Here is a 16154-nt window from a genome sequence, read left to right as displayed (position 1 = left end):
TTCAAAGCGACTAATTATGACTCGTATCCATTGATTTTTTATATGGATTTTATTGTTTAAAACCCTATCATTAGCCGAAAATCTCAAATAACTATTAAAATGCATTCAACGTCTGTCCCTCAAAAAACTTATCGAGACTATTTGTCTTTCTGGTATCTGGCGCTTATTCCATTAAGCCTATGCTTGTTAGTCGAAATATCTCCACTAAGTGACGTTCCGACTAGCCAAACCAACAATGTGCACACCAATAAAGTCAATAACACTATTCAAAACGACACAAGAACACCAAAGAGCCCCGTAAAAAAAGATAAGTTTATTAGCAGCCATGTCGGCTACTCTTTTTATGGCACTGCGTTAGGTTTAGGTATTGCCCCAAACACGATTCAAGATCTCACCTCCCTGTCGGCAGGTAAGTTCGACTTTATTAACTCCGTTTCTGGCTCTGGACAGTTTGCTTTCAAGCTTGATGAAAACGACCAACTTGTCGCATTCTTATATCGCGACAAATCACATGCGTATTATGTCTACAGTACCAAAACAGGATCTTTGTTTAGTACCGATGGAAAGCGCTTTTATAAAGATAAGTTGCTCCTGTCTCCTGTCTCTCGCCAGTTCAGGATCAGCTCGCAATTCAGCCATTCTCGCTTACACCCAGTGACTCGCACCATGGCTCCCCATCTTGGAACGGATTACGCCGTACCTGTAGGCACACCAGTGGTGAGTATCTCTTCCGGTGAAGTTATCGCCTCTCGATACCATCCGATTGCGGGAAACTATTTGGTGATTCAACACCCTGGCGGACTGAAAACACGCTATCTGCACCTCTCTAAACGTTATGTAAGAAAAGGCGACATTGTCTTACAAGGGGAAACCGTGGGTGTGAGTGGTAATACAGGGCGAACGACTGGTGCTCACCTGCATTTTGAACTTTGGAAGAATGGACGGCCGATCGACTTTGAGAAAAAACGCGCATTTGCCGAAAAAGTTGCGGTGCAACTGGTGTCATCCAAGTATCAAGATGCTCAGAACGCCTACCTGCAGTTAAGTCAGCAGCTCAATTAACTGCGGTTTAGCGACTCTAAATGATTGGGTATAAGGTGTATCCTTCGCAGAACAACAAGGTCTGTCTGGGTTTGATGGGGCCCAGACTAGCCCAGTGTTGGGCAGAGATTTTAGGGTGACTGTCCCGTTAGTGTCTCGGGTTTTTAAAGTGACTGTCCCATTAACTCTGTTTTTTCTGTTCAAAGTGTTCGAAGTGCCTGTCCTTTTAACTATTTCTGCTGTCATTCCGTCTCTTTTCGTTTTTGATTTACATTTGAATAGAGGTCGATGAAGTTCTCTTTTAACGCTTTTGACTGAGCATTTATCTTATCCAATGCAGCTAGATAAGAGGCGTCACCAGTCTCTATAAAGTTGGCTAGAGCAACTCCACTGGCCTGCTCCAAAAGCGTATTCATATCGCGATACGAATTCTCTGCATCTTCAACGTTTAAAGCTCCCTGCTGAGCTAGTGATTTATCAGCAATATCGACATTTTCTTTAGTCTTATCTTTAGACATGATTTGCTCTCCCAAATTAGGTCAATATAGCGGTTCCATCCCTATTAGTCTTATCTCGCTCGATAAAACTAATCGGAAAAGCTCGATTAAACTTGGTGCAATCTACGCTTTTCACATAGCTTCCGCTCATAACCGACCCCGATTGTGCTTTTAAGAGTGCCTGTCCCTTCAATAGTTTTACTGTAACTATGTTTCTTCGAGCATTTAAAGTGCTTATGTTTAATGTATGTTTAATGTGCCTGTCCTTTTAACCATTCCTACTTTCATTAGCTCTCTTTGGATGGTTTTGACCATTTAAAATAGTACCTAACCCATTTTACTATCTTCAAATCGAGCCACTTATTGATTGTATTAATGATTAAGTTCTGGGAGTTTCTTTAGGGTGTCTGTCCCTCTATTTCTAATCAGTTAATCATTGAAAAGTATAGATATCATAGCTAGAATTTGGCATTTAAAAATTCAGACATCGTTTCTCAGTAGGAACTCTAGCATTAGGGTTTATTCGCTTATTTCTGAGGTGATATATCAAATCACTTGTTCGTGAGTGAACATCTTGACGTATAGATAAAGCTTAAATCGATTTATTTCTTCAGAGATAGAAACATACTAAGAATATCGTTTTCCTGTCGCTTTAAACAGAAAACTGACAATCATAAAACAAAGAGGCAAATGTGAATATAAAACATCGAGCGTTAGCGCAATACCGACAGCGAGAGCAGCTATGAACGAGTTTATTATTACTGTGGTTATGGGGCTCATCGCTTTCTTCTTTGCCACTAGTTTTATGAACTTGATTCTATGGCGCTCAACGTCGAAGAAACTCGCTAGAAAGCCTCCGCACAGAATGGCGACCACCCAAGAACAGCAAACTCTGAATATTGTTTACAAACGTTCCTTTGGACTTGGTTCTGTTTATCAAGTAAAAGGCAAATTTAGACACGCTGGTTCAACATACTACAGAATAGATTCTGATGATGTTTACTATGTCAAAGCTCATCATCCACATTTAAAACGTGAGAAGGCTGTTTCTGACGATGACAACCAAGCAGAAATCCTAGTCGATAACAATACCGCCTACCTGATGAGTTTAAATGGTGAAGCACTAACAGAGCTGTATCAATTACAGTGGGAAGCGAGCTTCGCCATGCCAAGTGACGAGGTCTCGGCGCTCAATATAGAGGTAAAAGGCCGACGGGCATTGACTCCTGATGAAACCCTCCAACTTAAATTTGAGGAAAAAGCGACCGATCATGTCATAATCATACTCCTACTGGGTCTCACTCTCGTTTTTTCTTTTCAGTTGTACCCCTTCTATAGCGATTTTGATTTTTTTGCTGCCCTAGTGCCCCTAGCTATTGGCCTATATTACCTTCCGCGTTTGCTTACTCATCAATGGCCTCATTTGAAAATAGGTAGACCCGGCGGCTATTGCTCAGAACACATCGTCACTTTGGCACAAGGAACTGTCGCAGGGTGTGATGGCAAGCAGGTTTGGTTTAGCGGTGAAGCTAACACTCCCCCTGAAGACCCCAATTTGCGCTTTCGCTTGCCTTCTTTGCACCCAAACACCACGCTCAAACCGGGTGAAACAGTGGATTTTGCCTTTGTGGGAAGTCACTGGCTAAGTAAAAAGGAGTGCAGCCCTGCTCTTGTGTTAATTGAAAACCACTATTCAGCTGAGAAAGAATATTGGGATGCTCCATTTATGTGTTGGGATGAACCTGTCTGTACCTTAATATTAGGCCTTACTCCTCTTTGCCTAATTATCGAAACTTTCTGGGGATATTGGTCTTTTGCGCTAGTTTTTGACCTCATTGGAGTTCCATTGTTGGTTCTGCTTATGTCTGTCGGTTGGGTGCTACTAGGGGGGACTATCCTCTTATCTCGATACCAGAGGCTGCGTCGTTCTATCCGGTTGGCAAAGATTTGTCTAGGCCCAGATTACAAGCCTTTTAAGAAGTCCTACCAAGAATCCAAACGAGCAAGCCAGAGTAACTGATCAACGCAAATCACCCGCCCTAAAGGGGCGGGTTCACTAAATACCTGAGCCTTTCTCATCCCCCATGCCTCAAACCAGTTTTAGTTTATTCATTGGAAACCATTAGCGATAACTAAGGAATAATTAACCCTGCCACTCGTCGACGTTGTAATTTTGGCAACGCGCTATTGACGCTCTGTGCGCTTCCAACAATGGTGCCGCGTTCGATGTTAAAACACGTGTTAAACCAAATGTGGCTTTCGAAACCAAGTCGGCTAAGTATGGGAGGAATGGATTCAGGAGTCACCCATTGCTTATCTTTACGAAGATGACGGCTAGTCCAATCCACCAACTCTAAGTAATCTATGAGCCTAAAGGGTAACCCTTCGGGCCTTCCTTGTCGTGGATACCCGGAAAAAGGGAACAAGTTTGGTGGCGAGGCTTGATTGTTGCGCACCGATTTAATGCGTAACTGAAGCGAGGTATATTCAGAATGTTCTGGCGTATCGGCGATTCCCGCTCGCACTGGGTTGAGGTCTACGTACGCCATGGCGGCAGCGAGCGCTTTCTCATCAAGCAGCGCCTGGCTTTTAAACCGCCCTTCCCAAAAGTGCCCCGTGCAGTTGTCTTCTTTATTGGCTTCATTCGAAACAAACTGATTGATCAGGCGCATAAACCAACTAACGGAATACAATCGTTCGCGCCACGTATCAATGATGCCTTGGTAGACGTGCTGCTCTGGCTTGGTTAGTTTGTCACCCCGTAATTTTCTTTGGACCATTGCGGGTGCTATATGAAAGGATGTCCAACGTTCAATGACCTGTTGATCCGTTAGCGCTTGTGCTTTACGACGGTTTATATGCAAGACAACATGATAATGATTACTCATCACCGCGTAGGCGCATACATCAATGCAAAACACCTTGGCGACCGTATTTATACGCGCTTCAACCCACCCTCTTCGGTGTTCGTAGTTGGTTTGGGTAATCGCATCATAGCCACAAAGAAATGAGCGCCGTACACAGCGCGAAACACAATGATAATACGGTGTGGCTTCTAAACTAATTTGTTGGCTGCGTGCGATGGTCATGCGTCCTCCTATTCGTGATACGCTGACTTTAGTTCACACAGTTTTTCTAGAAAAGCCCACTTTCTCTATTTCACGAGGACCCTAGTTTTTTGATGTAATTGACTAGTTTATTGGTAATCGAAAGGTATTTCTTAGGGTGACTGTCCCGCTATTTTCTATTTTTTCTATTTTTTAGCTATTTTTTTAGGGTGTCTGTCCCTTTCTAAGGAGAGGCATAGGAATTCAGCAGGATCGGGGCTTGAAAGTACTAGGGATTTAAATAGGGATGGAGAATTGTAATATGACGCTAGGAATTGGAGCGTGCAGCGGGAATCGAACCCGCATCATCAGCTTGGAAGGCTGAGGTAATAGCCATTATACGATGCACGCATCATCGTGAAGACCCGTTCAATATGCCACATCTGACTGAAAAGAAAAGTAATTTCTACATAGTTTGCGCTCAAGTGCGCAAGGATTGGACAAATCGTTGAAATTACCTTCGCTCAGTGATCGATAAGCTCAATTACTGCTCTATTTTTTCCTTGTTGTTTGGCTTTGTACATCAGTTTATCTGCAGCGGCTAAATCGACTTTTTCACTTCCATGTGGATAAAATGCACACCCAACGCTCACTGAGATATGCCTATCACACTCAATCTGTATTTTAGTGGCTGAGACTTTGACACAAATATTTTGTGCTAACTCTAGCGCAGCTTCTTGACTCAGCTCTCTCGCGACCAGTGCGAACTCTTCACCACCGATTCTGCCAAATAGCATGGTCGGCGTTAATATGGATTCTATGCTTTGTGCTACTTCTCTAATGACTTCGTCCCCTATCGCGTGGCCCCAATTGTCATTCACTGATTTAAAGTTATCGATATCAAAAACCATGACCGTTAACGAGTGACTTTTCGTGTCTAATTGACGAATGGCCTCCATAAAGCTGCGACGGTTTTTTATTCCAGTCAACTCGTCTGTTGTAGACAGTACGGTGAGTTGCTCGTTAGCCAGCTCTAACGCTCTTGTTCTGGATCTAACGGTTCGTTTAAGCATAATGATATACATCAGCACAACAAAACCACTGACCCCAACTACAGTAGCGAAGAAGTATTGAGGGTACACCGTTTCGATGTGCATCCATTTATGTAAAATCGTTTCGCGCGTCGGTTTACCGACTTTTTTAAACCCAAGATTTACTTTATCAAGCATGGCTAGGTTACCTTCTGCCACGGCTGGATATAGATCACCGGAGTATAAATACTTCACAGGTACAAAACTCATTGGATCGCCTGAGGAATAGAGGTAGAAATTAGCGACTTGTAAGTCAGCGACAAATGCGGATATTTCTCCCTTAAACGCTGCGTTTATAAGTCTTTGGTTGTTAGAGTAGACTTTGAGGTTGGCGTTCGGAAACTCCTTACGTGTGTAGTATTCTTCATAACCACCTTTCACCACTCCCACGTAGCGCTCCACTTCACCGTCAAGGAGCTCATCGATGCCAGAGCCAACCAAGGACTGGCTATAATAGAGCTGAGTTTCTATATTGATCAGGGCATCGCCAAAGTCGAGGAATTGCTCACGTGGCTCCGACCATAGCAGTCCCGCATGCACATCAGCTTGGTTGCTCTTCACCGCTTGTAGCGACTCATTCCAATCCATCAAAACAAACTCAATCTTTATTTGATTTCTTTTACCGTATTCACGCCATAAATCAATGAGAATGCCGTCTGGCTCACCGTCATTGTTGATGTAAGAAAAGGGTTTCCACGCTTTTGAGTTAGCAACCTTGAGTGTTTGTTGTTCTGCATCCGCTGTGCTAGCAATGATTGGAGAGCTTGAAAATAATGTCGTAAGCAGCGTAAAAGCAAAAAGACGCCACGGTGCAACTGGCGTCTTTTTGTCTGCAATCCCTTGATGTCCCATCACACTCATCACTTAATTACAAATAACATAATATAAGTAATAGACTAAAAAACGCACGTAAGGGACGAGTTTGATCGCTATGGTGTCTTAGCTGTCTATTGAACTACATCGTACTGAACGCAAAATATGCACCAAGGAACCGATAATACGCGTTCTGCACATTGGGACGCGCCGCTATATCTAAACTCAATCGCAATTGACGACTTTTTGTTCTATGTTGCCCTGCACGTTGATTTGTTGGATCACCGCTCTATCTTTGCCCAGCGCTTTCGCTCGATACATTAACTGATCAGCATCAGACAGTGTAATGTTGAATGACGTTAAGGGATAGTAAGCGCAACCTAAGCTGACCGTAATCGCCTTGTCTTCAATAGCGACACTTCTGACTGAATAACAAACTTTATGAGCAATTGTGGTGATTTGACCTAACGAATGCCCACTAACAACCAACGCAAACTCTTCGCCTCCTATACGTCCAAAAAGGTGCTCGTTCTTAATCACGGTTCTGACTGCTTCAGCCACCTGCTGTATGACCCTGTCTCCAACCTGGTGCCCGAAGTTGTCATTGATAATTTTAAAGTCATCGATATCAAAAATCATAACGGCGAGCGATTCGGGAACGACAAGCCTTTGCTGAAATTCTTCTACGAAATGTCGGCGATTACTCAGTTGGGTTAATGGATCAGTCTCAGAGAGCACCCTCAGTTCCTTGTTTGCTTTGGCGAGCTCGCGTGTTTTGGCGTTAACAGAAAAACGTAGGCTAACGATGTAAGCCACCACTGTCAGTAATATGGCCACTGCGGCCAATGGCCAGAGGTAATCAGGATACACAGTATTGATATACATCCAACGGCCAAAAATACGCTTCTTCTCTTCATTGCTGATCTGGTTTAGCCCTTGTGATAGTTGATAGTTTAGGTCGTCGTTACCTTCCGCAACCGCTGGCCTTAAATAGCCAGAATACAGGTGCTTTATCCCAATAAATGTATTTTGTCGGTCGGCGGTGTGGAGGTAGAAGTTGGCAACTTGCAGATCCGCCACAAATGCCTCAATTTCACCGGCGAAGGCGGCTTCTATCATCTCCTCATTATTGCGATAAGCCACAATTTGAAGGGATGGGAAATGAAGGCGAGTAAACTCTTCTTCATAAGCACCTTTTATTACCCCAGTGAGGTGATGATGATTTCCGAGTAAAAATGAGTTGACGTCCATGCCGATCAGTCGACTGCTGATGTAAAGCTGTGTATCAATGGGCATGATAGACGCATTGTAATCAAGGAAGGCTTCACGGGTTGCAGACCAAAGCAAGCCAGAATGCACATCAGCCCTGCCAGATCGAACCGCTAGAATTGAATCATTCCAGTCCAGCAACAAGAACTCGATGTTCTTGTGATTCTTTAGACCATATTCATTCCAGTAGTCGACTAATATGCCTGCAGCTTTACCATCTTCATCGATATAAGAGAAGGGCTTCCAAGCTTTGGAGTTGGTGACTATCAGAGTCTGTTTTTCGGATCCATTGGCGAAATTTGTCAAGAAAATCAACATACACCATGCAGCAAACACACGTAACACAACTAACCTCAAAGAATAAAATGAGCTCAAACAACCTAGGCTGCTTGAGCTCTATTGCTATACATTTCATTGCATTGAGATTATGTATAGATTATCTGTCTCACATCTGCAGATTTTGAAAATTTAACTTTGAAGCGTCTCGCACATATTTACTTTTATATTAATAAGGAATGCTGCACTGATATTTATTCTGTCCTAAAATGCCTCATCTCTTCATTCAACGCCTCTACCTGTTGACGAACTTGCTGAGAAACCTGAGAGGATGAATTGGATATATCAGCCACTTCTTCGACGCGACTTGTCACTTCAGACATCAAACCATGAATCTCCTGAGTGGCCACAGATTGGCTTTCTGCAGAATGCAGTAGCTCTTTCATCTGTGAGTCAAGGCTTTCAATCTGTTCAGTCGTCGCGCTCAATGTTCCGTGCGCTTGCTTGGTGTGATTTGCACCCTCTTCAGCCAGGATTTTACTCTTGTCAATTTCAGACACGACACCCGCTGTCGAGGTTTGGATAGCATGAACGATGTTGTTGATTTCGGTTGTGGATTCAGTAGTTCTTGTCGCTAGAAGTCTCACTTCATCGGCCACCACAGCAAAACCTCGGCCATATTCACCCGCTCTTGCTGCCTCAATCGCCGCATTCAATGCAAGTAAATTGGTTTGTTCGGCTAAGCCTTCAATCACTTCCGTGACACGACCAATGGCTTCACTTTCTTTGCTCAGTTCAGTGACCTGCTGGCTTGCACTTTCAATCGTCCGATGCAGGGAGGTGACCGTCTGCATGTTCTGCTCTAACGCTTGTGAACCCGTTTCAATTTGGCTTTTCGATTCTTGTAGGTTACTCGCAGAAAGCTTGGCTTGGTTTGCTGTTTCATCCGCCGACAAACTCACTTCAGAAAGTTGCTGGCCGACTAGTGTCATGGTCGACATTTGGCTATCGACTTTGTTCGAGGTATTCACGTTCGCCTCAAGTAATGAGGTCATACTGTCACCCACGGTGCGCGCTTTCATGCTAACACCGCGCACAATATCCAACAATGCCACATTCATTTTGTTGATTGACTTGGTCAAACTAGATAACTCATCACTGCCTTCTACGCTGAGTGCTGGCTGAGAGACATCACCAGCGGCAATAAGTTGAGCACGCTTTGAGACAACTTGGATCCGCCGACCTATATTTCTGCCCATGTAAGTGGAAACCGTCAGTGACGCCAAAAGAAAAATGACCGAAGAAGCAATGAGTAATGAGATTACACTGGTTAAAGAGCTAAAAATTCCTTGCCCGCTGAGATCCGCTTGCTGTTGTTGACGTTGAATTAGGGTTTCTAAGCTGGCATTGAGTTCACTTACCGCAGGAACTAGATCTTTGGCCATTTTTTCATTCACTAGGTTCCAGCTACTCGCGGTTCTTAGCTCAACAACCTGATCGGCAAGAGGGAAATAGAGTTGCTGCATCTCTTTAAACAGATCCCATAAGCCTTGATCGCTGTCGCTCATCAGGCTGACTTTAGAATCTATTTCTGTCACATACTTAGCGTGAGATTTTAGAAAATCCTGATACTTGCTCAGATGCTCCTGTTTGCCGTAAAGAAGAAAATCACGCATCGAAGAGAGCGCATTGGCAAGCGAGGTATAACTGTCTGCATATAGGCGGAATAAGCGCTTTCTCTCGCCCCCTCTTTGTTGCTGGCTTCATCATTGATAAGACCTTGAAGCTGGTCCAGCGCCACTTCGGCAATTGGCGCGGCTTCGTTAATAAACAAGGAATGGGCAGGAAGGTTCTCATCGGAGTGACTGGTTTCAGAGATCTCATTGACCAGTCGTTTGACCACCTCCCATTGGCTCAACACTTGTTGATAGGAAGATTGGTCCAACAAGCTTTCCAATTTGGGCAATGCTTCATCGGTTGATGTAATAACGCGATTCAGTTGCTCAAGTTGGCTAGCACCAATAACCTCATCACTCCCTAACAGCATATAAGCCCTAAGGGTAGAGACGGTCGCCTGAAGTGACTGCTGTAATGAGCGACCGGTATCAACCGTCGGCAGATCAGACTCTAACAATGATTTGGTATGCTCTTCTACAGTGTTAACACTGCGAAATATAAATAGTGCGGCAACGATAAAAAGTACTGCAAGCGACAGAAAACTCAGCTGTAACTTCCCTGATATCGTGAGTTTCATCCTAATAACTCCTGATTAAATAACCTACTAACTATAGCGTTTTGACTTTTATTGTTAAATATAAGTTAACTCTTTTTATTCACTTTTGAATGATGGGTTTAATCCATTGCATTCCTCCCTTTGTAAAGCGCTCACATCAAGTATTACTTGTTGCCTAACACCACAAAAAAGACACGTAAAAACAACAATAAATACATAACATTAACAGATAAAATTAATTTTAAATTAGCCACAAAAAGAGATTCCAATCACATATAGATTGGTTATAATTCGCGCCCATTACGATTTGCGTTGATAAACGCAAACTTAATTTGAAGAAATCGACTGTTAACCTAACCTCTCTAATCAGAGGTGAAATTGAGAAGAAAAATGAGCAAGATTGATAAAGCTACACGTATCCTGCTGGCGGGATTCTGTATCAACCTTTGTCTTGGCATCCTGTATGCTTGGAGCGTGTTTAACAAAGCCCTTGTGACTGAATCAGGCTGGAGCGCAGCTGAAGCATCTTCCCCTTACGCAATTGCAACCATCACTTTCTCTGTTTGTCTTCTTGTTGCAGGTATCCTTCAGGATCGTATGGGGCCACGTAAGATACTAATTCTCGGTACAACTCTAACAGGCCTTGGCATGATTGCTTCTGGCTTTGCCACTACGCCACTCATGCTGAACCTGACCTTTGGCGTTATTACCGGTGCAGGTATTGGTTTCGGCTACGCTTGTCTATCGCCATCAGCAATGAAATGGTTCCATTCCTCGAAGAAAGGGATGGTAAACGGTTTGATTGCAGCGGGTTTTGGCCTTGCCGCGATTTATCTTGCACCTGTCACTTCTGCATTGATCGAGAGCATGGGCATCCAGACCAGTTTTATGATTCTTGGTGCTGGCGTATTGGCGATTGCGGTTCCTCTTGCGGCGACCATTAACAATCCACCAACGGGTTACACGCCTGCTGAGCCTCGACTAAAAGCGGGACAGGCACCTAAAGCGGTCAAGAAAACCGAAGATCTGACCTGGAAATCCATGCTTAAAACACCTCAGTTTTATTCACTGTGGATTATGTATGCTTTTGCCGCCTCAGTTGGTCTTATGATCATCGGCAACATCACAACCATTGCGAGTGTGCAAGCAAACTTGCCAAACGCTGTCTATCTTGCTTCTATCTTAGCCGTGTTTAATTCGGGCGGTCGTGTTGCTGCCGGTATGCTTGCCGACAAGATTGGTGGCGTTCGTACCCTTCTGCTTGCTTTTGTGTTGCAGGGTATCAATATGGTTCTGTTCGCCACCTTTAACACTGAGTTGACCCTAATCATCGGTACTGCTATCGCCGCTGTTGGCTACGGCACTTTACTTGCGGTTTTCCCAACGCTTACTGCGGAGTTCTATGGCCTTAAGAACTACGGCACTAACTACGGTGTCCTTTACACCGCTTGGGGTATTGGTGGTGCAATCGGTGCCGCTGTAGTCGGTTTCTCAATGACCAATGGCGAAGGCTACGGCTTAGCTTATACGGTTTCAGCCATCATGATGGCGGTATGTATTGTACTGGCGTTTATCACTAAACCCATTACCGAAGCCAAGGTTGCCAAGCTTAAGAACGCTTAACGATTGCAAACTTCTCTGAAAGGCTTAACCTTGTGGTTAAGCCTTTTTTGTCGCCATCCATCATGCCTGAACCTATTGTATTGCCCTCAAATTACTACCTAAGTAACTTTTTAACGCTGATTCATCACGCGCTCGACATGTATCCTGATTTACTCTCTGGCGCAGAGATGCAGTGGCTGGAAGACTTCGACCACCTATCAACTCAGGCTCAGTGCTTGATGGTCAGACTGCTTTCACGCAAAGGGGAATGGTTTCGAAGCGACAAACTCAAGTATGAGGAAATTGACGATGTTCAAGCATCGCTCAATGAACTTGAGATGTCGAAATTTATCGCTCTCAACCCCGACATATCGAACTCTACATTGGCTACTCACCTACTGACAAAGCCAGAAGTGATCGAGCTGTTTTCTATTACCAATAAACAAGCCAAGAAGGAAGTAATCATAAAGGCGTTAGCCCCTGATTTTTTCTCTCAATATGGCGCACTGGGCTTTTTGATTATTAAGCTAGAATCGCCACAAGTGATTGATGTGTTGTTGGCGCTCTTTTTTGCCAATACTCACCAAGATCTCAGCCAATTCGTACTCGACGAACTGGGATTACATCAATTTGAGCACTATCCACTTAGCCATGAGCGGCGATTCTTTTCGTCACGCAATCAACTGGATAAACTCCTCGCCCTGTCGCAAACACAAAAAAGCTACCAAGATGGCGATCGGCAGTGTGTTGACACGCTGATTAATCACCTTGAGCAACTCGCCGTTCCTATACAACACCACTACATAGAACGTAAACGTCAGCATCTTATCAACGACATCGCTCGAGATTTGGAACGTCGAGACGAGTTTGATCTGGCTATTCACTGGTTTGAGCAGACGTCATTACCTCCTTCACGAGAAAGACGGGCTAGGATCTTTGATAAGCAAAACAAGATTGGCGAAATGAGTGACGTTGTCACATCCATATTGGATACACCGCATAATATTGCAGAGCTAGAGGTGGGCAATAAGCTATACCAACGTTTGCAGCGTTTAAAGGGAGAACGAATTCAAAGAGTGAAAAAGCCCGTCTTTACCGAACATCACCTCTCATTGGATTTATCGCAACAGCGAGTTGAACTCATGGTAAAAACGCATTTTGAGCAAAATGGCTATGAGGTATTTTACTCAGAAAACATTTTACTCAACGGCTTGTTTGGGTTGGCTTTTTGGGATGTCATATTCAGTCCAGTAGAAGGGGCGTTTCTAAACCGCTATCAATATCGCCCTCTTGATCTCTACCATCATGACTTTGCGCTCAAACGTCAGATTCTTATCGACAATGTATTCGCGCGCCTTGAAAAGGATGGATTTTCACACCTTAGGCAAATCTACCGAGACAAAGTGGGCATTAGCAACCCATTTGTTGTTTGGAATATCTTCACTCCCCAGTTACTGGAATACGCGACCACCTACATGCCGAGGTCTTTGCTGTGCCAACTGTTTCGAATCATGCTACGAGACCTTAAATGTTATCGCAATGGCTTGCCAGATTTGGTGCTGTTCAAGAATGGAAAGTTTGAGTGGATGGAAGTAAAAGGTCCAGGCGATCGCCTTCAGGATAATCAGTGGCGTTGGATTTACGAGTTCAAAAACTCAATGTCCCCTTTTCAGTCTGCTATGTTACTGCGGCATGACCGACACGAACCATTAGTAAAACATGTCTCCAACTTCGCCACTTATAAGGCAATGGGTTGACATTAACCGCCGCTAAGTCATGGTGTTGTATCGACTTTTAAGCAGTTTCTCACATTTTGAACATTGTTTTATTTGCCAATTCTGTCACCGTCTGCTGCAATTATCAAACCTTGGCAATACAGTTATTTTTCAAATGAATATACGCGTTTTCTTGATTCTCTCCTTAGTGACTGTCTTCGCTGGCTGTGCGACTTATGCAGGCCTCAACTACGACCAACTGTTTGGCGATGCTCAAGCAAGGGACAGACAAGCTGATATCGGCACTTCATCAAGTGATTTTTTCCTAAACGACGTCAAGCCCATTATCGATAACCGATGCGTGGTTTGCCACGCCTGTTACGATGCGCCTTGCCAACTTAAAATGTCTTCAGTGGCTGGTATTGACCGAGGTGCCAGCAAAGAAAGGGTTTATGAAGGGACACGTCTAACCGCAGCGACACCCACTCGGCTTTTCGAAGATGCACAAACGACAGAGCAGTGGCGTTCAATCGGCTTTCACCCTGTGCTCAATGAACGCGTTCAAACGCCAACTGCCAACATAGAAGCTGGCCTAATGGCTAAGTTGTTGATGCAAAAAAGAAGCCTACCCTCAACCAGAACAAGTTCAGCTTGAAGGGTTTGATTTTTCGATTGATCGACAACAGATTTGTCCGACGGTTGAAGAATACGATAGTTACGTTCAGGATCACCCTAACTGGGGTATGCCCTATGGTATGCCTAACCTATCGTCTAACGAGTACTCTACACTGATCAACTGGCTCCAAGGTGGCGCACTCATGAGCGCTCCCATTCCTCTCTCTGCAGAGCAACGTGCGTTGGTTACCCAGTACGAGCTATTTTTCAACAGAAGTTCTCGCAAAGCGCAGCTCACCGCGCGTTACCTTTACGAGCACCTATTCCTGTCACATCTGTACTTCTCAGACCTCAATGAAACCGCGCCACGATTTTTCACGCTTGTTCGTTCTCAAACCCCACCAGGTGAGCCCGTTAAACGAATCGTAACGCGCAGACCCTACGATGACCCAGAAGTAGACCGCGTCTATTACCGCCTAATTCCTGAGCAAGCGACGATTGTCGACAAAACTCATATGCCTTTCGCTCTTAATAGTCAGCGGATGGTTGATTGGCAAGAGTGGTTTGTTGACACGGCTTACGATGTTGCTGAACTCCCTGGGTATGAGCCTGAAATCGCAGCAAATCCAATGACTGCATTTATCGATCTACCAGTAAAATCTCGCTTCAAATTTATGTTGGACAACGCACAAAACACCATCAACGCCTACATAAAAGGACCAGTTTGTCGGGGTCAACTTGCGCTGAACGTTATCAACGATCGCTTTTGGGTCTTCTTCCTTGATCCTGATAAATCAGACATTCCCGAAGTGAACGAGTTCTATCGCTCGCAAGCAGACAATTTGAAACTCCCCGGCGAGTTGGAGAGTAACACTTTACCTATCACAAGCTGGGTGTCTTATTCCCGCCAACAAGCCCGATACCTTGAAGCTAAGTCGGACTTTATTAATCACTGGTTTAAAGGAGGGAAGCACTTAACGACCGATGTCATATGGTCAGGTAACGGAACCAATCCAAACGCCGCCTTAACCGTTTTCCGCCATTTTGATAGCGCATCGGTCGTTCAGGGATTAGTCGGCTCACCTCCCAAGACAGCTTGGGTCTTGGATTACGCTTTGATTGAACGCATACACTATTTGCTGGTGGCAGGGTTTGATGTCTATGGCAACTTTGGTCATCAGTTGATGACGAGAATGTTTATGGATTTTTTAAGACTCGAAGGAGAAAGCAACTTCGTTGCTCTTTTACCAAGAAACGTCCGTCATATCGAACAGTCCAGTTGGTACCAAAATCAAAGTACTCAGTTGAGCGACTTCTTGCAACGCAATGTGAAGCCGTTTGACCAACCGACTCAGGTCCCTTATCAGACCAGCGATCCCAAACACGAACTGTACGATATTTTACGAACCCAACTTTCTCCTGTTCTGAGCAATCGATACGCGCTCGAACAAACGGGCTTTAAACCAGAGAATGAAGCCGTGTTGCAGAGCATTGATGGCATTAAAGGCCATGGATTACGCTACTTCCCTCAGATCATCATGCTAATGATTGAGTCTGATTCCGGGGACAGTCAGCTGTTCACACTACTTCACAATAATGCGCATACCAACGTCTCCAGCTTGTTTGATGAAGAAGCCAATCGTGATTATCAAAATGATGACTTCACCTTAGTGAGAGGAGTGATCGGAAGTTATCCAGCTGCGTATTTGACCTTAAATGAAAACGAGATTTCTCAACTCGTCGACATGATTAACAATGTTCGCTCGGAGAACGATTACGTTAAGTTATTGGATAGATTCGCAATCCGCCGAAGCTCAGACAAATTCTGGCCTTTCAGCGATCAAGTGCACGCTTGGTACAAAGAAAATCAGCCTGTCGAATTTGGGCTACTTGACTATAATCGTTTTGAGAATAGGTAGAACTGTTCAACCGAGCGTTTTCAAACGCGGGAGGTG

The 16154-nt window shown here is 44.4% G+C and carries 7 protein-coding genes, 1 tRNA gene and 3 pseudogenes; 5 read left to right on the top strand and 6 right to left on the bottom strand.

The window, feature by feature from the left end; translation table 11 throughout:
- The first annotated feature begins 99 nt into the window (after positions 1-99).
- On the top strand, positions 100-1062 hold the full coding sequence (locus KW548_23575; protein QXX08579.1) for a peptidoglycan DD-metalloendopeptidase family protein: 963 nt from the start codon (positions 100-102) through the stop codon (positions 1060-1062).
- 221 nt (positions 1063-1283) lie between these two features.
- Here KW548_23575 and KW548_23570 read toward each other — a convergent pair whose 3' ends face one another.
- Positions 1284-1559: a hypothetical protein gene (locus KW548_23570; protein QXX08578.1), complete on the bottom strand. Its 276-nt coding sequence runs from the start codon at positions 1557-1559 to the stop codon at positions 1284-1286.
- A gap of 721 nt (positions 1560-2280) precedes the next feature.
- Here KW548_23570 and KW548_23565 point away from each other — a divergent pair.
- A complete protein-coding gene (locus KW548_23565; GenBank protein ID QXX08577.1) occupies positions 2281-3558 on the top strand; it encodes a hypothetical protein in 1278 nt (425 codons plus the stop codon).
- Positions 3559-3670: 112 nt separating this feature from the next.
- Here KW548_23565 and KW548_23560 read toward each other — a convergent pair whose 3' ends face one another.
- The 5 genes and pseudogenes from KW548_23560 to KW548_23540 all read right to left on the bottom strand — a co-directional run bounded on the left by KW548_23560 (position 3671) and on the right by KW548_23540 (position 10288).
- Positions 3671-4627 carry a transposase gene (locus KW548_23560; protein ID QXX08576.1) on the bottom strand — a complete coding sequence of 319 codons (957 nt, stop codon included), beginning with the start codon at positions 4625-4627 and terminating at the stop codon, positions 3671-3673.
- Positions 4628-4921: 294 nt separating this feature from the next.
- Positions 4922-4996 (bottom strand) — tRNA-Gly (locus tag KW548_23555).
- 113 nt (positions 4997-5109) lie between these two features.
- On the bottom strand, positions 5110-6528 hold the full coding sequence (locus KW548_23550; protein ID QXX08575.1) for a sensor domain-containing diguanylate cyclase: 1419 nt from the start codon (positions 6526-6528) through the stop codon (positions 5110-5112).
- A gap of 186 nt (positions 6529-6714) precedes the next feature.
- Positions 6715-8076 (bottom strand): sensor domain-containing diguanylate cyclase, encoded by a 1362-nt coding sequence (locus tag KW548_23545; protein ID QXX09521.1) that lies wholly within the window; start codon positions 8074-8076, stop codon positions 6715-6717.
- 212 nt (positions 8077-8288) lie between these two features.
- Positions 8289-10288, bottom strand: a pseudogene (locus KW548_23540) (methyl-accepting chemotaxis protein).
- 369 nt (positions 10289-10657) lie between these two features.
- On the opposite strand from KW548_23540, the gene KW548_23535 reads away from it, so the two are divergent.
- The 3 genes and pseudogenes from KW548_23535 (at position 10658) to KW548_23525 (ending at position 16118) form a co-directional block, all read left to right on the top strand.
- The gene (locus KW548_23535; protein QXX08574.1) at positions 10658-11890 is read left to right on the top strand and encodes an OFA family MFS transporter; all 1233 of its coding nucleotides are present in this window, start codon (positions 10658-10660) and stop codon (positions 11888-11890) included.
- A 62-nt stretch (positions 11891-11952) separates the two neighbouring features.
- Positions 11953-13565, top strand: a pseudogene (locus tag KW548_23530) (VRR-NUC domain-containing protein).
- A 194-nt stretch (positions 13566-13759) separates the two neighbouring features.
- Positions 13760-16118 (top strand): annotated as a pseudogene (locus tag KW548_23525) (fatty acid cis/trans isomerase).
- Positions 16119-16154 lie beyond the last annotated feature (36 nt).

Origin of the sequence: Vibrio neptunius, from assembly GCA_019339365.1 — a bacterium.
Taxonomy (GTDB): Bacteria; Pseudomonadota; Gammaproteobacteria; order Enterobacterales; family Vibrionaceae; genus Vibrio; species Vibrio neptunius.
This window is presented reverse-complemented; position numbering and strand designations above follow the sequence as displayed.

Bases quoted from the DNA above. Each gene is read 5' to 3' on its own strand.
- KW548_23575 (QXX08579.1), top strand. From the start codon at position 100: ATGCATTCAACGTCTGTCCCTCAAAAAACTTATCGAGACTATTTGTCT.
- KW548_23560 (QXX08576.1), bottom strand. From the start codon at position 4,627: ATGACCATCGCACGCAGCCAACAAATTAGTTTAGAAGCCACACCGTAT.
- KW548_23570 (QXX08578.1), bottom strand. From the start codon at position 1,559: ATGTCTAAAGATAAGACTAAAGAAAATGTCGATATTGCTGATAAATCA.
- KW548_23550 (QXX08575.1), bottom strand. From the start codon at position 6,528: ATGGGACATCAAGGGATTGCAGACAAAAAGACGCCAGTTGCACCGTGG.
- KW548_23545 (QXX09521.1), bottom strand. From the start codon at position 8,076: ATGTTGATTTTCTTGACAAATTTCGCCAATGGATCCGAAAAACAGACT.
- KW548_23565 (QXX08577.1), top strand. From the start codon at position 2,281: ATGAACGAGTTTATTATTACTGTGGTTATGGGGCTCATCGCTTTCTTC.
- KW548_23535 (QXX08574.1), top strand. From the start codon at position 10,658: ATGAGCAAGATTGATAAAGCTACACGTATCCTGCTGGCGGGATTCTGT.